The sequence below is a fragment of the Afipia sp. DC4300-2b1 genome (assembly GCF_049895725.1).
Classification (GTDB): domain Bacteria; phylum Pseudomonadota; class Alphaproteobacteria; order Rhizobiales; family Xanthobacteraceae; genus Afipia; species Afipia broomeae.
On record NZ_JAFCSX010000003.1, the window covers coordinates 322,186 to 343,740 of the forward strand.

21 protein-coding genes and 1 tRNA gene are annotated in these 21,555 nt (G+C 63.0%); 8 read left to right on the forward strand and 14 right to left on the reverse strand.

Features of this window, described 5'->3' with window-relative positions; translation table 11 throughout:
- Nucleotides 1-65: 65 nt before the first annotated feature.
- The 5 genes from ACP7AL_RS13935 to ACP7AL_RS13955 form a co-directional block, all read right to left on the reverse strand.
- Complete coding sequence (locus tag ACP7AL_RS13935) at nt 66-683, reverse strand: flavin reductase family protein (protein WP_006018947.1); 618 nt, start codon at nt 681-683, stop codon at nt 66-68.
- Nucleotides 676-1,323, reverse strand: coding sequence for a TetR/AcrR family transcriptional regulator (locus tag ACP7AL_RS13940; protein WP_425992175.1), 648 nt, complete (start codon nt 1,321-1,323; stop codon nt 676-678). Before ACP7AL_RS13940 ends, ACP7AL_RS13935 begins: the two co-directional genes overlap by 8 nt.
- A 24-nt stretch (nt 1,324-1,347) precedes the next feature.
- Nucleotides 1,348-4,485, reverse strand: coding sequence for an efflux RND transporter permease subunit (locus ACP7AL_RS13945; protein WP_425992177.1), 3,138 nt, complete (start codon nt 4,483-4,485; stop codon nt 1,348-1,350).
- A gap of 28 nt (nt 4,486-4,513) precedes the next feature.
- Nucleotides 4,514-5,623, reverse strand: a complete 1,110-nt coding sequence (locus ACP7AL_RS13950) for an efflux RND transporter periplasmic adaptor subunit (protein WP_024919440.1) — start codon at nt 5,621-5,623, stop codon at nt 4,514-4,516.
- A 160-nt stretch (nt 5,624-5,783) separates the two neighbouring features.
- Nucleotides 5,784-6,308 carry a cupin domain-containing protein gene (locus ACP7AL_RS13955; protein WP_425992180.1) on the reverse strand — a complete coding sequence of 175 codons (525 nt, stop codon included), beginning with the start codon at nt 6,306-6,308 and terminating at the stop codon, nt 5,784-5,786.
- Between the two features lie 121 nt (nt 6,309-6,429).
- Here ACP7AL_RS13955 and ACP7AL_RS13960 point away from each other — a divergent pair, with 121 nt between their 5' ends.
- Nucleotides 6,430-6,645 carry a CsbD family protein gene (locus tag ACP7AL_RS13960; RefSeq protein WP_425992182.1) on the forward strand — a complete coding sequence of 72 codons (216 nt, stop codon included), beginning with the start codon at nt 6,430-6,432 and terminating at the stop codon, nt 6,643-6,645.
- Nucleotides 6,646-6,711: 66 nt separating this feature from the next.
- On the opposite strand, the gene ACP7AL_RS13965 is transcribed toward ACP7AL_RS13960, so the two are convergent.
- Nucleotides 6,712-7,878, reverse strand: coding sequence for an acyl-CoA dehydrogenase family protein (locus tag ACP7AL_RS13965; RefSeq protein ID WP_425992184.1), 1,167 nt, complete (start codon nt 7,876-7,878; stop codon nt 6,712-6,714).
- 80 nt (nt 7,879-7,958) lie between these two features.
- Between ACP7AL_RS13965 and tehA the strand changes: the two genes are divergently transcribed.
- A complete protein-coding gene (gene tehA, locus ACP7AL_RS13970) occupies nt 7,959-8,942 on the forward strand; it encodes a dicarboxylate transporter/tellurite-resistance protein TehA (protein WP_425992186.1) in 984 nt (327 codons plus the stop codon).
- Complete coding sequence (locus tag ACP7AL_RS13975) at nt 8,939-9,292, forward strand: nuclear transport factor 2 family protein (protein WP_425992188.1); 354 nt, start codon at nt 8,939-8,941, stop codon at nt 9,290-9,292. Before tehA ends, ACP7AL_RS13975 begins: the two co-directional genes overlap by 4 nt.
- Before the next feature lie 94 nt (nt 9,293-9,386).
- Here ACP7AL_RS13975 and ACP7AL_RS13980 read toward each other — a convergent pair whose 3' ends face one another.
- On the reverse strand, nt 9,387-10,691 hold the full coding sequence (locus tag ACP7AL_RS13980; RefSeq protein WP_425992190.1) for an NAD(P)H-dependent oxidoreductase: 1,305 nt from the start codon (nt 10,689-10,691) through the stop codon (nt 9,387-9,389).
- 153 nt (nt 10,692-10,844) lie between these two features.
- Nucleotides 10,845-11,645: a phytanoyl-CoA dioxygenase family protein gene (locus ACP7AL_RS13985; protein ID WP_425992192.1), complete on the reverse strand. Its 801-nt coding sequence runs from the start codon at nt 11,643-11,645 to the stop codon at nt 10,845-10,847.
- A gap of 214 nt (nt 11,646-11,859) precedes the next feature.
- Between ACP7AL_RS13985 and ACP7AL_RS13990 the strand changes: the two genes are divergently transcribed.
- Nucleotides 11,860-12,510 (forward strand): GntR family transcriptional regulator, encoded by a 651-nt coding sequence (locus ACP7AL_RS13990; protein WP_425992194.1) that lies wholly within the window; start codon nt 11,860-11,862, stop codon nt 12,508-12,510.
- Nucleotides 12,511-12,557: 47 nt separating this feature from the next.
- On the opposite strand, the gene ACP7AL_RS13995 is transcribed toward ACP7AL_RS13990, so the two are convergent.
- From ACP7AL_RS13995 to mnmA, 6 genes are all read right to left on the reverse strand, one after another.
- Complete coding sequence (locus tag ACP7AL_RS13995; protein ID WP_425992196.1) at nt 12,558-12,965, reverse strand: DUF4864 domain-containing protein; 408 nt, start codon at nt 12,963-12,965, stop codon at nt 12,558-12,560.
- A 95-nt stretch (nt 12,966-13,060) separates the two neighbouring features.
- Nucleotides 13,061-14,050: a Bug family tripartite tricarboxylate transporter substrate binding protein gene (locus ACP7AL_RS14000; RefSeq protein WP_425992198.1), complete on the reverse strand. Its 990-nt coding sequence runs from the start codon at nt 14,048-14,050 to the stop codon at nt 13,061-13,063.
- Between the two features lie 135 nt (nt 14,051-14,185).
- A tRNA-Met gene (locus tag ACP7AL_RS14005) sits at nt 14,186-14,262 on the reverse strand.
- Between the two features lie 151 nt (nt 14,263-14,413).
- A complete protein-coding gene (locus ACP7AL_RS14010) occupies nt 14,414-14,785 on the reverse strand; it encodes a hypothetical protein (RefSeq protein WP_425992200.1) in 372 nt (123 codons plus the stop codon).
- A gap of 52 nt (nt 14,786-14,837) precedes the next feature.
- Nucleotides 14,838-15,476 carry a class I SAM-dependent methyltransferase gene (locus ACP7AL_RS14015; protein ID WP_006018900.1) on the reverse strand — a complete coding sequence of 213 codons (639 nt, stop codon included), beginning with the start codon at nt 15,474-15,476 and terminating at the stop codon, nt 14,838-14,840.
- 78 nt (nt 15,477-15,554) lie between these two features.
- Nucleotides 15,555-16,730, reverse strand: coding sequence for a tRNA 2-thiouridine(34) synthase MnmA (mnmA, locus tag ACP7AL_RS14020; protein WP_006018899.1), 1,176 nt, complete (start codon nt 16,728-16,730; stop codon nt 15,555-15,557).
- A gap of 300 nt (nt 16,731-17,030) precedes the next feature.
- Here mnmA and ACP7AL_RS14025 point away from each other — a divergent pair, with 300 nt between their 5' ends.
- The 4 genes from ACP7AL_RS14025 (at nt 17,031) to fliF (ending at nt 21,554) form a co-directional block, all read left to right on the forward strand.
- Entirely contained in the window at nt 17,031-18,572 is a 1,542-nt protein-coding gene (locus ACP7AL_RS14025) for a flagellar hook-length control protein FliK (RefSeq protein WP_425992203.1), read from the forward strand.
- A gap of 10 nt (nt 18,573-18,582) precedes the next feature.
- Nucleotides 18,583-19,287 (forward strand): flagellar hook assembly protein FlgD, encoded by a 705-nt coding sequence (locus ACP7AL_RS14030; protein WP_425992205.1) that lies wholly within the window; start codon nt 18,583-18,585, stop codon nt 19,285-19,287.
- Between the two features lie 201 nt (nt 19,288-19,488).
- A complete protein-coding gene (locus tag ACP7AL_RS14035) occupies nt 19,489-19,764 on the forward strand; it encodes a DUF1153 domain-containing protein (protein ID WP_002714638.1) in 276 nt (91 codons plus the stop codon).
- A 173-nt stretch (nt 19,765-19,937) separates the two neighbouring features.
- A complete protein-coding gene (gene fliF / locus ACP7AL_RS14040) occupies nt 19,938-21,554 on the forward strand; it encodes a flagellar basal-body MS-ring/collar protein FliF (protein WP_425992207.1) in 1,617 nt (538 codons plus the stop codon).
- Nucleotide 21,555: the final 1 nt, after the last annotated feature.

A 21,555-nucleotide genomic window follows, 5' to 3' on the forward strand; every position in this document is an offset into this window, starting at 1 on the left:
CCGCGCCGGCCTCCCGAACAATCGGAAAACGGTCAAAAATCACCAAGACTTGAGCCAAAACGCCGCTACCGCGGCCGGATCATCTCGAACATTATGTCGGGCCGGATCTGGGCGTAGTCGCCCATCCGTCCCGCGCGCAGGATCGGATAGGCCTCGGCAGTCTGATAGACGCCGTCCCTGATCAGGCTCTTGTCGATATGGACCGCGACAACTTCGCCGAAGGTGACCCAGGCGTCGGCTTTTTTTCCGTCAGCGCCCTCGAGCTGGATCATCTGGGTCAATTTGCACTCGAACGAGACGAGACTTTCGCCGACGCGTGGCACATCGACCTTGCGGCTCGGCGCCTTGGTCAGCCCGGAAATCGTAAATTCGTCGGTTTCGTGCGGCACGCTCGCCGACGTCATGTTCATCTGCTCGGCGACGTGCTTGGTCACCAGATTCCAGGTGAACTCCTTCGTCTCCTGAATATTAGAAACGCTGTCCTTCCAGCCGGTCGAGGAAAAGCCGATGATCGGCGGCACATAGCAGAAGGCGTTGAAGAAGCTGTAGGGCGCAAGATTGATGTGTCCCTTGGCATCCTTCGATGAAATCCAGCCGATCGGCCGGGGACCAACAATGGCATTGAAGGGATCGTGCCGGAGGCCGTGGCCTTTTGAGGGTTCGTAGTAGTGAAAATCAGCCATAAATAGCTTTGCCTGCAGCTGTGCCACCCGAGAGGTCGGGGGTGCCCAGCGTAAGGCCGGCGATAATAAAGTCTATCATTTGATCGAGGCTCGGCCCCGGCTTTTTGGCGCTCTGTTCGATCATCTGCGGATGGAAGAACCGCAGCATCCCGGCGCAGACGCACTTGGCGGCCAGCTCTACGTCCTTGACGTTGAACGCGCCGCTCTTGGCGCCGTCCGCGATCACTGCGCCGATGGCCATGACGATGCGCTGGATATGCGCATCGCATACATCCCAGCTTTCTTCCATTGCGATGGCGACCATCTCGTGGATCTTGGCATCGCCAACGAAGCGTTCGGCATTCATCACACTGACCGTGGCGAGCAATTCCTTCATCCGCTCGCGTGGCGGCGTCGGTTTGGCCGCAATCGCGTCCGCGGCATCCTCGACCTCAGCCATCAGCCGCCGCGCCACACCTTCATGGATCGACTTCTTGGAATCGAAGAAGCGATAGATGTTCGCCGGCGACATCTTGAGCGTTTTGGCGATGTCGGCGACCGTGGTCTTGAGATAGCCGACATCGCGAAACAGGCGCTCCGCAGTCGCGAGAATGCACGCCTTCTTTTCGGAATCGGTATCGCTGTCGTGAAGCAGAGTCATGTCAGTGTCATACTCAAGGTTCGATTATTCGGCGGCGGTCGCCAGCGGCGGCGCTTGCCGGATCTGGCCCGGCTGCGCGGGCGCCGGAACCACACCCTCGCCCCGTTCGTCCAGACTCTTCCTGAACCATAGCGCATAGAGGCCGGGCAGGAACAGCAGGGTCAGGAATGTTGCAACGAACAATCCACCCATGATGGTGATGGCCATCGGGCCCCAGAAGGCCGACCGCGACAGCGGAATCATCGCCAGGATCGCAGCCAGCGCCGTCAACACCACCGGCCGCGCACGGCGAACCGTGGCTTCGACGATGGCTTCGCGCCGGGTCAGGCCATGCTCGACGTCCGTCTCGATCTGGTCAACCAGAATCACCGAGTTGCGCATGATCATGCCGGCCAGCGCGATCAGCCCGAGCAGCGCCACGAAGCCGAATGGGCTTCCAGCAACATTCAGGCCCAGCGAAGCGCCGACGATGCCGAGCGGCGCGGTCAGGAACACCAGCACCAGCCGCGAGAAGCTCTGCAACTGGATCATCAGCAGCGTCAGCATGCCGATCACCATCAGCGGGAACAGCTTGTTGATCGACGCATTGCCCTTTTCGGACTCCTCGATCGCGCCGCCGATCTCGATGCGGTAAGCCGGTTGCAGGCTCTTGCGAATGCCTTCAAGCTTCGGCCAGATCGCATTGGTGACGTCCGGCGCCTGTACGCCGTCGACAATATCGGCGCGCACGGTGATCGCCATGTCGCGGTTACGCCGCCACAGGATCGGCTCCTCGTGTGCGTATTCGATCTTGGCGATCTGCGACAGCGGCACGGCAACGCCGCCCCGCGAATAGATCGTCAGATCGCCGACACGGCCGAGATCGAGCCGCTCCGACGGCACGGCGCGGGCGACAACACCGACCTTCTCGATGCCGTCGCGCAGCGTCGTCACCTGCACGCCGGAGATCAGCATCGCCAGCGACTGCGAAATGTCCTGCGGCGTCAGGCCGAGCGCACGGGCGCGATCCTGATCGACGGCAAGCTTGAGGTATGGGGTCTGTTCGTTCCAGTCGAGATGCGGATCGACCACCTTGTCGTTGCCGCGCATGACCTCGCGCACCTTGTAGGCGATGTCACGCACAGTCGTTGTGTCCGGGCCGACAACACGGAACTGAACCGGGAAGCCGACGGGCGGGCCGAAGTTGAAGCGGTCGACGCGCACACGCGCTTCAGATAGCGCGCCATCGGCCACGGCCTTCTCCAGCCGCGACTTGATGCGCTCGCGCGCGGCAACGTCCTTCGAAACGATCACCGTTTCCGAGAACGCCTCGTTCGGAAGCTGCGGATTGAGGCCGAGCCAGAAACGCGGCGACCCCTGACCGACATAGGTCGTGTAGGTGGCGATGTCCTTGTCGTCCTTGAGCAGCGCTTCCGCCTTCTTCACGCTCTCCTTGGTGACGTTGAACGCGGTGCCTTCCGGCAACCGCAACTGGAGGAACAGCTCCGGCCGTTCCGACAGCGGGAAGAACTGCTGCTGCACATGACCGAAGCCGACGATCGACAGCGCGAACACACCGACCGTCGCCAGCACGACGGTGCCGCGGCGGCGCACGCACCATTCGATCACGCGGCGCAGGCCGCGATACATCCGCGTCTCATAGATCGCGTGCGGATCATGGTTATGCTTGCCATGATTGAAGTTCGGCAGCAGCTTGACGCCGATATAGGGCGTGAAGATCACCGCGACGAACCATGACGCGATCAGCGCAATCGCCACCACCCAGAAGATGCCGCCGGCATATTCGCCGACCGACGAATTGGCAAAGCCGATGGGGAGGAAGCCAACGGCCGTGACCAGCGTTCCCGTGAGCATCGGAAACGCGGTAGATTCCCAGGCAAAGGAGGCCGCCTTCACGCGGTCCCATCCCTGCTCCATCTTCACCACCATCATCTCGACCGCGATGATCGCGTCGTCGACCAGAAGGCCGAGCGCGATAATCAGCGCACCGAGGGTGATGCGATGCAGGTCCATGCCCATCGCATTCATCACGATGAAGACGATCGCCAGCACCAGCGGCACCGACAATGCAACGACGATACCGGTGCGCCAGCCGAGTGCGAGGAAGCTGACGAACAGCACGATCGCCAGCGCCTCCACGAACGAATGCACGAACTCGCTGACCGCGTGCTCGACCACTTTCGGCTGATCGGCGATCTGCTCGATCTCGATGCCCTGCGGCACGGCCGCCATGAATTCCGCGGTCGCCTTCTTGATGCTCTCGCCAAGCTCGAGAATGTTGGCGCCCTTCGCCATCACCACGCCGACGCCGATCGCGGGCTTGCCTTCCTGGCGCACCTGATAGGTCGGAGGATCGACGAATCCGTGGGTGACCATGGCGATGTCGCCAAGGCGGAACACGCGGCCATTGCCCTCGACCGGAGTTTCGGCCACGGCCTTGACGCTGTCATAGGCGCCGGTGACGCGCAGCGGCACGCGCTGCGACGACGTTTCAACCGTGCCCGCCGGAACCACTGCGTTCTGCTTGGCCAGCGAATCGAACAGCGCCTGCGTCGTGATGCCGAGCGTCGCCAGCTTGGCGTGCGAGAACTCGACGAACACGCGCTCGTCCTGCGTGCCGTACAGGTTGACCTTGGTGACGTTCTCCGTCTTGAGAAGGCGCTGGCGCAGGCCTTCGGCCACTTTCTTGAGCTGGGCATAGTCCGTGCCCTCGCCCGTCAGCATGTAGAGAATCGAATCGACGTCGCCGTATTCGTCGTTGATATTCGGACCGATCAGGTTCGGCGGAAGATCGTTCCTGATGTCACTGAGCTTCTTGCGGAGCTGATAGAAAAGCTGCGGCACTTCCTTCGCAGGCGTGTAGTCCTTGAAGGTCAGGGTCATCGCGGTGAAGGAAGGCTTGGTGTAGGTCTGCACCTTCTCGAAGTACGGCAGTTCCTGAAGCTTTTTCTCGATCGGATCGGCGACCTGCTCCTGCATTTCCTTGGCCGTCGCGCCAGGCCACATCGCGTTGACGATGACCACCTTGATAGTGAATGACGGATCTTCCGCGCGGCCGAGCCGCTCGTACGAGAAAAAGCCCGCGATGCCGAGCATCACGATGAAGAACAGGATCAGCGTCGGGTGCGCCACGGCCCAGGCGGAAAGATTGAATCGCTTCATCGGACCCTCGGTATGTCTGTGCGTTAAATCAGAACGACAGCGACGAAACGACACGGACCTTCTGGGCCGGATCGAGCTTTTGCACGCCGAGCACCACGACCTTGGCGCCTTCCTCGACGCCGCTGGTGATGATGACGTCGTTGGTCTCATAGGCCTTCACCGCCACCGGCTTCAACGACACCGCGCCGGTGTTGGCGTCGGCGACATAGAGTGAGGGTCCGTCGCCCTGGCTGAACAGCGCCGACAGCGGCAGCCGCGCCACGCGCTCGGTCACCGGATCGGCCAGCGTCAGGGTCGCGGTCATGCCGAGCGAAACCGCGTCATCCGCGCCGGGCAGCGAGAACTTCGCCAGATAGGTCCGCGTTGCGGGATCGGCGGCCGGCGCGATCTCGCGCAGCTTGGCGACATATTTCTTGTTCGGCTCGGACCACAGCGTCACGCTCGCTTCGCCGGTCTTGGCAAAGCTGACCATGGTTTCCGGAATCGCGACCACCGCTTCCTTCTCGGCGGAGCGCGCCACGCGGATCGCGGTCTGACCCGACGCCACCACCTGACCCGGCTCGATCAGCGTCGCGGTGACCACACCGCGCGTATCGGCGACCAGATGGGCGTAGGACAGGCTGTTCTTGGTGAGTTCGACCGAGCGCTCGGCGCGGTTGAGACGCGCCCGCGCCTCGTCGGCTGCCGCCTTCACCTGATCGAGCTGCGCTTCGGTTGACCAGCCCCTGGCGCGCAGTTCCTTGGCGCGGCCCTCGGCCGCGCTTGCCTGCGCCAGCACACCGGTCGCGGCGCGGAATTCAGCCTCGGCCTGCTCGGCCTGCAATTTGAGATCGACCTCGTCGAGGGTCGCCAGCGGCTGACCGACATCGACCATCTGCCCGACCTCGACGAGGCGCTTGGCCACCTTGCCGGGCACGCGGAAGCCCATGTCGGTTTCGATGCGGGGGCGGATGGTGCCGACGAAGCTGCGCTCCGGCGACTGCGACTGATAGTGGACCGTCGCCACCAGAACCGGGCGCCCCTTCTCGCCCTCCTGGGCCTGCTCCTTGCTGCAGGCGCCGAGCGCCAGGGCAGGAATAATCAAGGCGAGAATGGCCAAGCCATTGCGTTGGCTTGCGAATTCGGAGATGCGGCGCATCGGAAGCTCCCTTGGGATTATCCCGGGAGCTTCTAGTAACGACTGACGATTGTCAATATTCGTCAGTAGTCAGAATGTCGCACTGCAAACACTTGGCTTCAAAGGCGTTTTCGGGACCGCCGCGGAACCGCCCTTTGTCCATCCCCGGATACCGGTGATTTCAGGCCTTCTCCGCAGGGTCGCGGTGAATCGGATCGACCCACAACACGGTCTCCGGCTTCTCCACCGGCTCGATGTCCAGATTGATGGCGACGGCTTCGCCGTCACTGCGCACCAGCACGCATTCGAGCACTTCGTCCGGGCTGGCGTTGATCTCCTGATGCGGCACGTAAGGCGGCACGAAGATGAAATCGCCCGGCCCTGCCTCGGCGGTGAACTGGAGATGTTCGCCCCAGCGCATGCGCGCCTTGCCCTTCACGACATAAATGACGCTTTCCAGATGACCGTGATGGTGCGCGCCGGTCTTTGCATCCGGCCTGATCGTCACCGTTCCGGCCCACAGCTTCTGCGCGCCGACCCGCGCGAAATTGATCGCAGCCTTGCGGTCCATGCCGCTGGTGGACGGCACATTCGAGTCGAGCTGATTGCCGGGAATCACGCGCACACCGTCATGCTTCCAGCGCTCGTCGTCGTGCGCATGGGAATGATCATGCGAATGATCGTGATGATGATGATCGTGTGACATCGCGGGTCCCTTCCCGAATTTCAGTAACGCGTCACAAGCGCGTGTTCATGGCAAATCAGCAAATGAGGAACATCTCGTCAACTCGCCCGTTGTGTCCGCGAACATTCAAAAGGAGATTGTAATGAGCGGCACCACCGACAAAATCAAGGGCGTTACCAACGAAGTTATCGGCAAGGCCAAGCAGCGTATCGGCGAAGCTACCGGCTCGGACAAGCTGAAGGGCGAAGGCGCCATTCAGGAAGCCAAGGGTCATGGCCAGAAGGCTGTCGGCGACGCGAAGGAAGCCACCAAGGACGCGGTGAACAAAGCCGCGGATGCCGTAAACAAGAAACTGTAATTGCGTTTGGCGACGCGACAACTTTGAGAGGCCGGTCCTTTGGGGCCGGTCTTTTTCTTGCGTGCTTCAATACGATTTCGGCAGCCCCAGAACTTTCTCGCCGATAAAACTAAGAATCAGCTGCGGGCTGATCGGCGCAATGCGCGGGATCATCACTTCGCGCAGATAACGCTCAACATGATATTCCTTGGCGTAGCCGAAACCGCCGTGGGTCATCACCGCCTGCTGGCAGGCGTCGAAACCCGCCTCGCCCGCAAGATATTTTGCCGCATTCGCGGCCGGGCCGCACGGCAATCCCTGATCGTATTGCCACGCTGCCGACATGGTCATTAGCCACGCCGCCTCGAGATCGATCCAGTTTTTCGCCAGCGGATGCTGGATCGCCTGATTCTGTCCGATCGGCCGGTTGAACACGATGCGCTGCTTCGCGTAAGCCGCTGCACGATCGAGCGCGAGCTTGCCGAGACCGACCGCTTCCGCCGCGATCAGCACCCGCTCGGGATTCATGCCGTGCAGGATGTATTCGAACCCCCGGCCCTCCTCGCCGATACGATCCTCCACTGGAATCTCGAAGTCGGCGAAGAAGAGTTCGTTGGAGTCGACAGCCTTGCGGCCCATCTTCTCGATCTCATGCACCTTCACCCGCTCGCGGTCGAAATCCGCATAGAACAGGCTGAGACCGTGGGTCGGATTCTTCACCTCTTCCAGCGGTGTGGTGCGCGCCAGCAGCAGAATCTTGTGCGCGACCTGCGCGGTCGAGATCCAGACTTTCTGGCCGTTGACGATGTATTTGTCGCCCTTGCGCACCGCGCGGGTTTTGAGTTGCGTGGTGTTGAGTCCGGTGTTCGGCTCGGTCACCCCGAAGCAGGCTTTCTCGCGGCCCTCGACAATGCCGGGCAGCATGCGCGCGCGCTGCGCATCGTTGCCGAACACCACCACCGGATTGAGCCCGAACACATTCATGTGGATCGCGGAGGCGCCCGACATGCCTGCGCCGGATTCGGAGATTGCGCGCATCATGATGGCGGCTTCCATGATGCCGAGACCGGAGCCTCCGAATTCCTCGGGAATGCAGATGCCGAGCCAGCCGGCCTGCGCCATCGCGTCGTAAAACTCGTGCGGAAAGCCGCCGGTGCGATCCTTCTCGAGCCAATAGGTATCGTCGAAGCGGGCGCAGATTTTCATAATCGCATCGCGAATGGATTCCTGCTGCGGGTTCAGGGCGAAGTCCATTGTGATCGATCCTCCCGATTGCTAGAAACCCTTACGGCCTAAGCAGCCCTCCGGACAATCCCAAAAAGAACAGGCAAGCCGTGCGTATCGACATCTCGAAATTTTCCGCGACCATGTTCGGTATGGTTCTTGGCATCGGTGGGCTTGGCGCCGGCTGGCGTAGCGCCTCCCATGTCTGGGGCGTGCCGGGCATCATCGGCGAAACGCTGGCCCTGACCGCGTCCGCCATCTGGCTGATCTGGTTTTCGGTCTACATCCTGAAATGGATTCAGGCCCCCGAAGCCGCGATGGCCGAGATCGTTCATCCCATCCAGTCCTTCTTTGTCGTGCTCATTCCCATGACGACAATGATCGCCGCCTGGTCAATCGCGCCGTACCTGCCGCGCATTGCATTCGGCCTGTTTATCTGCGGCGTGGCCGGACAGCTTGCGTTTACTGTCTGGGGCGTCGGCGGGCTGTGGATCGGAGGCCGGACGACCGAAACCACAACCCCGGTGCTTTACATGCCGACCGTCGGCGGCAGTTTTGTCAGCGCTATCGCCTGCGGCCTTTTCGGTTATCCCGATGCGGGACTGCTGTTCTTCGGTGTCGGCTTCTTTTCCATCATCGTGATGGAATCGGTCATCCTCACGCGGCTGCTCGCGCATGGCATTCCGGTTGCACTCCGCGCCACCATGGGAATCCATCTCGCGCCGCCCGCGGTTGGCTCGGTCGCCTATCTCGCCGTGACCAGCGGACCGCCCGATCATCTCGCCCACATGCTGTTCGGCTATGCGCTGTTTCAGGCCCTGGTGATGCTGCGGCTGATTCCATGGCTGCGCGAACAGCCGTTCTCGCTCGCCGCGTGGGCCTACAGCTTCGGCGTCTCGGCCCTGCCGCTCGCCGCGCTGCGGTTCATTGAGCGCGGAGAAACCGGCGTCATCGCCCATCTGGCGTTGCCGATTTTTGTGCTCTCCAATCTGATCATCGGATGGCTTGCGCTGCGCAGCCTGCTGATCGGATGGCGCTACGTGTTCACATCCATCGGGCCGAAAGCGAAGCCGGAGACGGAGGTTCTGCCATGAGTTCGGATCACGACATCCTCACTGCTCTCAACCGCGATTACATCAATTCGGTGCAGACCTGCGACGTCAAACGCTTCGATGAAATCCTGGCGCCTGACTTCTACTGCTCGAATCCCGATCGCTCGCTGGTCGATCGCGCCGGATTCCTGAAGCAGACCGCCAGGCCCATCGCGATCAGGAATCTCAAGGCCGAGGACGTGCTGATCCGGATCATCGGCGACGCGGCCATCATCCACGCGCGCACGAGCTATGTGATGCCGGACGGCAGCGCGGGCGGCGGGCGCTACACCGATGTGTGGGCGAAGATCGGCGGCCAGTGGCTCGCCGTCTCGGCGCATGTGACGCGGTAGCGCCTCGAGATAGATTCTACGCCCTCACCCCAACCCTCTCCCCACGGGAGAGGGAGTCAGATCGCATTTGCAGCACTTCAATGGATGGGCTCTGCTAGTGAGAGAACTTTGCTTCCATCGCGCGGCGGAAAGCGACGGCATCGTTCTTGGCATCGATTTCCACATCCGACCAGCGAACCACCGCGCCATGCGCAACGTCCCTGGTCAATTTGACATGATGCGCGAGCCCAATGGGCAATGCGCCGGTCTTGAGGCTTTCGGCCGCCGGCATCAGCTTGCCCCACACCGTATAGCCGCCCTCGCCGTCGAGCATTTCGCCTGCGCGCAGATTTTTCTTGGCGACAGCCGCGACATCACCGCGGAAACCTTGGGGCTGCCCCGTCGGCTCGCCGCGCAGCGCGGCCGACAGCACCGAGATGTTCAGCTCAAGCCCGATCAGATGATACGGCTTGTACATCGCGGCATAACGCCCTGAGGAATCGGTCTTCAATCCGTACTGACGGAAGCAGTCGGCGGCGTAATCATTCGGCGCTTCCAGCACGACATAGACGCCCCAGCGCAGATCGCGGAACACGGGACGGCCATCCCGCTCCAGCGACGAGACGACTTCCACCACGCCGGATTTCTCCAGCGCGCCGCCCTTGTCGGTTGGGCGCATCACATGCGGCAGATCATCGACGCCGCACGGCGGAAACAGCAGGCCGGTGGAGGGCACATCAAGTCCGGTGGCGTTTGCAATCGCCGCCATTTCAATGGCCGACTTGGTGCCGTCCAGAAACGAGTTGAACATCTGCGGATTCATGCCGGCCGACTGCGCTTCGGCAGCGGTCAAACCATAGTGACCCCACACCCCGGCGGGCGTCACGTCGTGATAGATCGGCAGGTACTTGGTGCCCTTGCCCGCAGCGACAACCTTGAAACCGGTGGCGCGCGCCCAGTCCACCATCTCGGCGGTGAGCGCCGGCTGATCGCCGTAAGCGAGCGAATAGACCACGCCCGCCTTGCGCGCTTCATCCGCCAGCAGCGGACCCGCGAGCACGTCGGCTTCGACATTGACCATCACGATGTGCTTGCCCGCCGCAATCGCCGCACGGGCATGGCGGATGCCGACGGACGGATTGCCGGTCGCCTCGACGATCACTTCCACATTGCCTGCGATCGCTGCGGCGCCATCCTTGGTGAAGGTGGTGGCGGCAATCCGCGCATCGTCCCAGCCCACCGTGCGGCAGGCGTCCCGCGCGCGCTCCGGATCGAGATCGACAATCACCGGCACCTCAAGGCCCGGCGTATGCGGCACCTGAGAGAGAAACATCGAGCCGAATTTTCCGGCGCCGATCAGCGCCACACGCACGGGCTTTCCCGCCACGCGGCGCTTTTCGAGAAGGTGATGCAGATTCATGGAGACGAACTCTCGGAAGAAAGATGGCCGTCACCTTGTCATTGCGAGCGAAGCGAAGCAATCCACTCTCGAACTGACTGGATTGCTTCGTCGCCATAGCGCGTGGAAGACGCGCGTAAACGCGCTAGTGGCTCCTCGCAATGACGAGGAGTGCTATTCCGCCGCCTGACGATGGCTGCGCGCGTAGCGAACCAGCGCATCGTCATCCACGGTCTGGATCGGCGTGAAATCGCGATGCGCGATGAACTCCGGCCGCGTCGGCGTGCGGATGTAGTTCGAAACCGAGTTCAGCGTGAGATAGACGATCTTGCGCGGATACGGCGTAATGTTGCCCGCCGAGCCGTGCACCAAATTGCCGTGGAACATCAGCATGCCGCCCGGCTTGCCGGTCGGCGCGACAATGCCGCCCTCCTTGACGAGGCGCGTTACGGTCTCCTCATCCAGCGTCCAGAGCGGATACGACGTGGTCGCAAGATCGTGCGATGCCTTGAGGTCGCCGGCGTTCTGGCTTCTCGGCACCAGCATCAGGGGGCCGTTGATGGGCATCACTTCATCCAGGAACACCGCGATGTTCATCGCAAGCGGCTTTGGCATCCCGTCGTCGCGCTTCCACGTGCCGTAATCCTGATGCCATTGCCAGACGTCGCCGGTGAACGCGGACTTCGCGTTGATCTTGTACTGATGCATGTAGACCTTCTCGCCGAAGATCTGCTCGACCGGCTCGATCATGCGCGGATGCGCGCCGAGCAGGCGAAACGCCTCGTTATAAAGATGCGCGGCAAAGGCGGTGCGCGGCGCGCCGCTCTTCTCGCGCCAGACTTCGGGGCGCTGCTCGTCATAGATCGACACGGCTTCACGCCGCAGGACATCGACTTCCTCGGCGTTGAAAAGCTCAGGCAGGAACAGCCAGCCTTCGGTACGGAACTGCTCGAGCTGCTCAGGGGTCAGTTTCATGACGATCCTCCTTGTTTGTTTCAGGTCGTTTCCCGGATCTTGTTTTTCGTCCCGGAGCGCTTCTGCACCCTCGGCCGTCGGCGGTGCGAACCACCCTACGGTAAGTCAGTATTGCATTCTGAATTCAGTATTCTAAACTCAGGATGCGGCTTGCGCCCCACCCTGTCAAGCAGCAACCATGCAGCCGCACAGCGATGATTCCATCGGAGGAGAAGTGCTCGAGTCCCTGGCCCCGCCGAAAAGTCTGGTCGATCAGGTCTATGAGGTGATCCTCGATGCCCTGTGCGACGGCACGTTCAAGCCGGGCGAGCGCCTCACCCAGGAGAACATCGCCGCGCGCCTGAATGTCTCACGGCAGCCGGTGACCCACGCGCTGGCGGTGTTGAAGGCGCAGGGATTTCTTGCGCAGGGGCGTCAGGGATTGACCGTCACCGCGGTCGATCCGGATTTCTTCGAGGCGATCTACCAGATCCGCTCGGCGGTCGAACCGCTTGCGGTCAAGCTGGCGACTCCGCGCCTGACCAGGGAATCCATCGCGCGCGGGCGTGCACTGGTTGAAAACGGCCGCAAGCTGGTGGCCGCCGGCGACAGCCGCGCCAGCCTTCAGGCCGATATGGACTTCCACTCATTCATCCACGATCTTTCCGGCAATCCCCTGATAGCCGAGACCATGCGGCTGCACTGGCGGCATCTGCGCCGCGCGATGGGCGAAGTGCTGCGCCATCCGGGCATGTCGATCAGCGTCTGGAAAGAACACGGCCGCATTCTCGAAGAGATGATCCGCGGCGACGGCGACGCGGCCGCCGACCTGATGCGCCGTCATCTGGTCGAAGCCTATGAACGCGTCGGAAAGACCGGCCGGTAGCGGTATCGTCCGCATCGGCGTGAACTGTCATTTCAACTGAAACGAGTTCACGCTTCCTGATCGGCTTTCAGAAGCGAGCATCCGGTGATCTTGATGGTCCCGTCCGGCTGCTGCTCCAGTGTATAGAGCGCCTCCCATGCCACACCGTCGCTGTCCACGATGTGCACATGCTGCGCGATCTTTCCGTCGGACCCCGCCGACTTGCCGAACTCGACGCGTTTCGGACGAACGAGCGGCGCATAGCTTTGCCGGACCATGCTCATGAAAATGTCCGGCCCGGTGAAAAGTCCCTGGATCGCCGGCGCGGCGTGGGAATAGGCCGCGGCGGCATCCCCGCGGCCGATAGCCTCAAGCTGGGAGGCGATGACCGCTTGCGCGGACCCGGCATCGTCCGCCGCCCGCACGCCGGGCACGCCGCTGAACATAAGTGCGATCGCAAAAGTAAACGCGCGCATGAGAACGATCCTGACCGGCGGCTATCCTCGCAGGGATCGCACACCGTGAACAGGATACGCGTCAGCGGCGTTCAGGTTTCAGGAACAATACTCGCCTAGACGGGCTCCAGGCCGAGCGCCTTGGCGCTTTCCATCCAGATCGGCAATTCCTGCTGATACAAAGCGTTGGTTTCCTTGAAGCCCAGCGCCGGCTCCAGCACGAAAGTCGCGAGAACTTCTTTCACCTTCGGATCGCTGTTGGCCGCCACGCAGAGCTGCGCCAGCCGATCGACGATCGGTTGCGGCGTGGCCTTCGGCAGCGCCCAGCCGGTGAAGCCGCTCACGGTGAAGAACTTCGAAGTCGCGCCTTGTTCAGGCAGAGTCTTGACGTTCGGAAGTGCGTCGACCTTTTTCGAATGCACTGCGAATACAGTGCCGCGATCGCTTTGCAGGACGGGTTGCGCAGCGGTGAAGCTGCCCATCGCGACATCGAGCGTGCCTTCCAGCAGCCCCGTCCACATCGGCGCTTCGCCCCGGTAATGGACCGGTTCGATGTTGAGACCGTACTGCTTGTTGAGTTCATTGATGGTCATGTGCGGAGCCGAGCCCGCGCTATAGGTGCCGAAATTCACCTTGCCGTTCTTGCGCGCGAATGCGACGAAATCATCCAGCGTCTTGACGCCGGACTTCTGGCTCGCGATCAGCAGCAGTCCGGCGCCCGGAATGACACTGACAAGCGTCAGGTCCTTGTCCATGTCGTAGCCCGGGGTCTTCATCATCACCCGGTTCATCACATAGGTGGTCGAGATCGAGCAGAGGATGGTGTGGCCGTCCGGCTGCGCGCGCGCCACCTCCGCTGCGCCAATAGAGCCTGACGCGCCCGCCTTGTTCTCGACAACGACGGTCTGCCCCACCTGCTTGCCGATGAACTCGCCGAACGCGCGCGCGAGCAGATCGGTCTGCCCGCCGGCCGGGTAACTGCAGATCATGCGGATCTGGCGCGAGGGCCACGCGGCCTGCGCCGAGGCGCCGCGCGCGAGGAAGGGTATCGCCACCGTTGCCGTGCCGGCGGCGATAAAGTGACGGCGGCTGAATTTGTCTGACATGGTCCCCTCCTTGGGCATTTTTCCGGAGGGTATCCGATCGCCGAAGCGCTGCCACGCGCCCGAGGCGAGACAGATTGGCGCATTGCGCACGGCGAATGCGTTGAAATCAAAAGCTGTTTGATGAATTGACGGAATTGGTAGCGAGAGAGGGACTCGAACCCCCGACCCCAGGATTATGATTCCCGTGCTCTAACCAGCTGAGCTACCTCGCCACAGGTCCAGACCGGCCGCCTTCGCGGTCGCGAACGGCGGCATATAAGAAGTCACCCAAATGCCTGTCAAGCAACGATGGCCGAAAGCGCCATCTGATTGGCCTTGCATGCGCATTCTCCGGGAATCGGCACGCGGGAAGGCGGAAAAACCTTACTTTGGCCGCACCGAGGGATCGCCTCCGGGGCTGCCGGGCGGCGGAATCACCGGCATGGTCCCGCCCTGAGGCGTCGGCGCGTGCATCTCGGGGTCGACACCCGGCGGAGGGCACAGCACGCCATCGGATTTCGCCAGCCGGTCGCCGAGCGATTCCGGCGCGCGTCCTGTCGTGGTTCCTCGCGGCGCGACGGTGCCTTCGTGCGGAACAGCCTCGGTCGGCGTGCAGTTCATCGACGCTGCACGGTCGGGATTTGGCGGCGCAGTTTGGGCCGGGGGCGTCGCTGGCGCGGGCGGCGCCTGCGCAAAGGCCACAGCAGGCAACACCACCAGCGCGGCGCTTATGGCAATCGGGAGTTTCATTGTCATGGAACGGAAACGGCGCAACAGCGCGGATGTTCCCTGCGACACATCGCGGCAATCAGCCCTTGCGATAGCGGATCAGCGAAAAATGTCCCATCGGCGCCATCGGACGGCGCTCGACCAGTGTCACGCCGCCGTGTTTCGCAGCCCAGTTCACCAGCCGCGCCCACGGAAATTCCGGCCGCCAGCCAAGCCGCCGCGCCAGCGGCGCGAACGCGAGTTCGAAGATCTTGCGCGGGCCGCTTTCCGCGCCGATGTGATTGACCAGAATGAGTTCACCGCCCGGCTTCAGCACGCGCATGAAATCGTCCAGCGTCGCTTCCGGGTCCGGCACCGCCGTGATGACATATTGCGCCACAACCGCATCGAACGTGCCGTCCGGGAATGCGAGGTTCTTTGCATCCATGACCGACAGCGTTTCGACATTGGTGAGGTTTTGTGCGCGCACGCGCTCCTGCGCCTTGCGCAGCATCGGTTCGGAAATATCGACGCCATGGAGCTTCGTGGTGCGCGAATAATCCGACAGCGACAATCCGGTGCCGACGCCGACATCGAGCACACGGCCGCCGATCGCATCGGCCACGGCGATGGTCGACTTGCGGCCCTCGTCGAACACCTTGCCGAACACCATGTCGTAAACCGGCGCCCACGCGGCGTAGGCCTTCGCCACTCCGGCACGATCGATGTCGTTGGTCATGTCCCCGCCCTGTTAAGCAACACGTGTTCTTGTCCGGCACGATCGGCCGGAAGTCCCTTATTCTTGAAGGACCAGACGTTATCCGGCAAGGGCTTCGCGCTGACGCGGCACTGACACAAGGTCGCGCGGCGCGGCGCTGATGAAACCGCCGCCGAGCACGCGCGCCTGTCCCGCAGGCGCATCGTAGAACACGCAGGCCTGGCCCGGCGACACGCCTTCTTCACCATCGACGAGTTCGACTTCATAAGCCCCGCCGACGCGGCGCAGCCAGGCCGGTTGCGCCGGACGGGTGGAGCGCACCTTGACGAACATCTCGAGGCCGTCGCCGATCGCAGAATTCAGATCGCCGCCGCCGATCCAGTTGACGTCGCGCAACAGGATGCGGCGGACATTCAGCGCCTCGCGCGGGCCGACCACAACGCGGCGCGTCTGTGCATCGAGATGCACGACATACAGCGGCGCGCTCGCGGCGATGCCGAGGCCGCGGCGCTGGCCGATGGTGAAACCGACGATGCCCTGATGGCGGCCGAGCACATGGCCATTGAGATCGACGATGTCGCCCGGCTCCATGGCGTTCGGCTTCAGGCGTTCGATCACATCGGTGTAGCGGCCGGTCGGCACAAAGCAGATGTCCTGGCTGTCGTGCTTGTCGGCGACCGACAGTCCGAAGCGGCGCGCGAGTTCGCGGGTCTGCGCCTTCGTCATGTCGCCGAGCGGAAAGCGCACGTCGGCCAGTTGATCCTGCGTGGTCGCGAACAGGAAGTAGCTCTGGTCGCGGTCGGCATCGGCGGCGCAGACCAGCGCGCGCGATCCATCTTCCAGACGGCGCGAGGCGACATAGTGTCCGGTGGCGAGCGCCTTGGCGCCGAGTTCACGGGCGGTGCTCAGCAGATCGCGAAACTTGATCGAGCGGTTGCACTCGATGCAGGGCACCGGCGTCTCGCCGTGCACATAGCTCTCGGCGAAGCTCTCGATGACCGACTCGCGGAAACGGCTCTCGTAATCCAGCACGTAATGCGGAATGCCGAGACGCGCGGCGACATCGCGCGCGTCGTGAATGTCCTGGCCCGCGCAGCAGGCGCCCTTGCGGTGGGTCGCGGCGCCATGATCGTAAAGCTGCAAGGTGATGCCGACCACGTCGTAGCCTTCGGCCTTCAGCAGCGCAGCGGTCGCCGACGAATCGACACCGCCGGACATGGCGACGACGACCCGGGTGTCTTCCGGGCGACCTTCGAGGTCGAGGCTGTTGAGCATGACAGGGGCCGATCTTGCTGTTGCCGGGCCACTACCGCCCGCAACCGGTCATTTCTGGGTTTGCACTTTACTTATAGTCCGACCCTAGCCGAGGCAATCACGGTCGGCCTTGATCCATTGCAATTAAACCCGGCTCTTTTGGGGGGAAAATCTTGCCGCCGGGCAGAAAGCCCCCGGTTCGACGCCCGTCTCCGCGATGGCCGTCACCCAGCAAGCCATTGAAATATAATGTCTTTATAATCCGTTGCCGGTGGCCCGGTCCTTGCTCAACAGAGGAAGCAATCACCTGAAAGGCCGCCCGTGTTCAGCGTTACCCCGGAACCAGCCGCATCCAAGCCCGCCTATGCCGCTTTCGATCCGCAGGCGAGGCAGACACGCGCCGAACAGCCGTCCTCGGACGGCTTCGCCGCACTGGTGGACAGCAACGCCAGCGCCAGCTCCGACCCCCGCCCCGCGCCGGATACGCCGGCCCCGCCTCGCCGCGACTCCCGCGACACTCGGCAGGCCGATTCCCCCCCTCCCCGCATGGACAGGCCGCAGGCCGATAGCCCCACCTCCGCGAACAAGGATTCGAGCGCCGCGCAGCAGAATGCCGACGCCTCCACACCGGCCGATGCCAAGGCAACCGGCGGCAAGACCGACGGCAAGGATAAAACCGCGTCTGACGCCACGAAAACCGACGACAAATCCGGCAGCGATGACGCCGCCGCGAGCGCCGCGATTCCGGTAATTCCAGCCATCGTCACCGATCCGGTCGCGGTCGTGATCACCGCCGCAGCCAATCCGGTTGCCGCAGCCGCAGACGAAACAGCGTCTGCCACGACGACCGCTGCAACGGCGGCGATCACCGGTACATCGGCCGTTATCACGCCCGCCGACGCAACGGCCGCGCAGGCTGCGGCAGTTGCGGAGGCCGCGATCACCAGCGCAACCACCGCCGCCGATCCGTCAGCTCCAGCGGTCGAGGCCGCCACGCCGGGAGCAACAGCCGCGACCGCTGCTGCAACCACCGTCATCAAGTCCGACGGCGGCAAGACCGAAATCCCGGCAAAGACGACGGAGACCGCGCCCGCCAAGGATGGCAAGGACGGCAAGCAGGCTGCCGATCCATCGGCCAAGCCGGTGCCGGATCAGACCGTCAAGCCGGAGACCGCTGCATCGAATGCAGACGACAAGCCGGCGCAGCATGACAAGGCGGCTGCGGAATCCGGTACGGCCGATGCCGAGCCAACGAAACACGCTGCCAAGGCAACGCCGCAAGCCGAGCACCGCACTGCTGCTTCCGCGCCGCAGCCGGCGCTGCAGACCGAACCGGGTTTGCAGCCACCTGTCGCGGTTCAATCGTTGGTTCAGGTCCACGCCGCCAATCTCACGGCGATCCCCGTACCCGCGGCGAATACCACGCTCGCCGACAGCGCGCCGGTGCCGCTGAACGGCCTTGCCGCTGACATCGCGCTGCGCGCGGCGGGCGGCAACAGCCGCTTTGAAATACGTCTCGACCCGGCGGAGCTTGGCCGCATCGATGTGCGCCTCGACGTCGACAAGCACGGCAATGTCACCTCGCACCTGACGGTGGAACGGCCGGCGACGCTCGACATGCTGCGCAACGACGCGCCGAGGCTCCAGCAGGCGCTGGAAGACGCCGGCCTGAAGACCGGCGACTCGGGATTGCAGTTCAGCCTGCGCGACCAGTCGTCCTCAGGCCGCGATGGCGATAACGGCTCCGGCCGCAATTCGCAGCGCGTTGTCATCACCGAAGAAGACGCCGTCCCCGCACAGGTCGCGGGACGAACCTACGGCCGCATGCTCGGAGCGAGCAGCGGCGTCGACATCAGGATTTGAGGAGACCATCATGGCGGTCGATGCAGCAACCATGCCGACGATACCGACGTCGGCGCCCGCGACAAACAATTCATCCGGTTCGAATTCGAGCAGCTCCAACAGCAGTTCGACCGGCATTGCGGATAATTTTCAATCCTTTCTGATGCTGCTGACCACGCAGTTGCAGAACCAGAACCCGCTTGATCCGCTGGACACCAACCAGTTCACCCAGCAGCTCGTGCAGTTCGCGCAGGTCGAGCAGCAATTGAAGTCGAACAGCCAGCTTGAATCGCTGGTCAAGATCGAACAGAGCGCACAGTCGACCCAGGCGCTGGTGTTCGTCGGCCAGACCGTGGCCGTCGACGGCAGCACCGCGCACTTCGATGGCAACGCGACCTGGAATTTTAGCGCGCCGCAGAATTCGAGCGCGACCATCACCATCACCAACTCAGCGGGTCAGACCGCTTACACCGGCAGCTTCGCCATCGGCTCCGGAAATTCCAGCTTCGTCTGGGATGGCAAGGGCAATGACGGCACCAAGTGGCCGGTCGGTGACTACAAGATGACGGTCACGGCCAAGGACAGCAACGGCAAGGACGTTGCGATCTCCACGGAAGTACAGGGCACGGTCGATTCCGTCGACCTCACCGCAAGCCCGGCGCTGCTGTCGATCGGCGGCAAGAACTACACGGTCGATCAGATCAAGCGTGTCGTGAAGCAGGCCGCGTCGAGCTGACGATGTGACAATCCGCTGACGCGGCGGAATTCCTGACCGGGACTTTTCATATCCACAGGCTGGCCCCTCACGGAGCCGGCCTGTCCCGTTTTGGGCAGATCGAAGGAGAATCGTATTGGAGGCTTGGGTTTAGGTAAATTTTAAGCCGCCGGGGGTAGCTTGTTCCCACGAGTTCAGTTGTTTCGAGTTTGTGAGTACACCATGACAGAACCCCACCGCCCGAGGGTGAAGTACGTCATCGGGCCCGATGGCAGTCCGCTGACGATCGCGGATCTTCCCGCGCCCGGTACCAAACGGTGGGTTATCCGCCGTAAGGCCGAGGTTGTGGCCGCGGTCCGCGGAGGTCTCCTCTCCCTTGAGGAAGCCTGCAGCCGTTACACCCTGACAGTTGACGAATTCCTGTCCTGGCAGTTCTCCATCGACCAGCACGGTCTGGCCGGATTGCGCACCACCCGCATCCAGCAGTACCGCCAGTAAGTCTTTCTCCCGGATTTCATCGCAATTTTCCGAAAACCGGCTCCCTTACGGGAAGCCGGTTTTTGGCATTTCCGCTTTTTCTCCTCACCCGTTAACCCTCGTTAACCATATGGAAACCATAGATAGGCAAATTCTGCCCAGTCGGCGTGTGAGCCGAATCTCTGGGGTGGTTCGTGCAGGGTTTGTTTTCCTTCCTGAAAGGTCTGGGCGCGGCGCGAATGGCGGCTATGGCCGCCGTAACGCTGGCTCTCGTCGGTTTCTTCGGCTTTGTCATCATGCGCGTCACCACGCCGCCGATGGCCACCCTCTTCACCGACCTCACCTATGAAGACTCCTCCGCGATCATCAAGGATCTGGAACGCCAGGGCATTCCCTATGAAATGAAGAACGACGGCGCCGTCATCCAGGTGCCGAAGGACAAGATCACCCGGCTGCGCATGAAGCTGGCCGAAGGCGGCCTGCCCAAGGGCGGCGGCATCGGTTACGAGATTTTCGACAAGTCCGACGCCCTCGGCTCCACCAGCTTCGTCCAGAACATCAACCACCTGCGCGCCCTCGAAGGCGAACTGGCCCGCACCATCAAGGCGATCGACCGGATTCAGGCCGCGCGCGTGCATCTGGTGCTGCCGGAGCGGCCGCTGTTCTCCCGCGAAACCCCCGAGCCGTCCGCCTCGATCGTGCTGCGGGTCCGCGGCGCGCTCGAACCGCAGCAGGTCCGCGCCATCCGTCATATCGTCGCCTCCGCCGTCAACGGCATGAAGGCGCAGCGGGTCTCCATCGTCGACGAAGCCGGCCAGTTGCTGGCCAACGGCGCCGCCGGCGACGGCGCAGGCGACAGCGGCAGCGGCGACGAGCGCCGCGCGTCGTTCGAGAAGCGCATGCGCGACCAGGTCGAAGCCATCGTCTCCTCGGTGGTCGGCTCCGGCCGCGCCCGCGTCCAGCTCACCGCCGATTTCGACTACAACAAGATCACCCAGACCTCGGACAAGTTCGACCCCGAGGGCCGCGTGCTGCGCTCCAGCCAGTCCCGCGAAGAATCCGCCGCGACTGCGGGCGCCAACGACGGCCAGGTCACTGTCAACAACGAGTTGCCCGGCGCCCAGGGCCAGGGCGGCGGCGCCACCGCGAAAGACCAGAGCAAGAAGAGCGAGGAAATCAACAACTACGAGATTTCCCGCGTCACCAAGACGGAAGTCACCGAAGCCGGCCGGGTCAACCGCATCTCGGTCGCGGTGCTGGTCGACGGCAGCTACAGCAAGAACGACAAGGGCGAGGTGGTTTACGCGGCCCGCGCGAAGGAAGACCTCGACCGCATCGCCGCACTGGTCCGCTCCGCCATCGGCTTCGACCAGAAGCGCGGCGATCAGGTCGAGATCGTCAACCTGCGCTTCGCGGACGTGCCGTCGGTGATCCCGGCCGAGGCTCCGAAGGGCCTGCTCGGCATGTTCCAGTTCACCAAGGACGACATCATGTACTTCGTGGAGCTCGGCGTGATGTTCGTGCTGGGCGTCATCGTGGTGTTCATGGTGGTGCGCCCGCTGCTCAAGCGCGTGCTCGCCGCAGATGCCGCCGCCGCCCATGCTCCGCTCCCAGCCCTGCCGGAAACCCCGCCGGCGCCGACCAATCCGCAGCCGCAGATCGCCAGCAACGCGACCGCGCAGATGATCGACGTCGCGCAGGTCCAGGGCCAGGTCCACGCCCAGTCCGTGCACCGCGTCGGCGAACTCGCCGACCGCAACCCGAACGAAACAGCTTCCATCATTCGTCAGTGGCTTTCAGAACCGGCCTGAT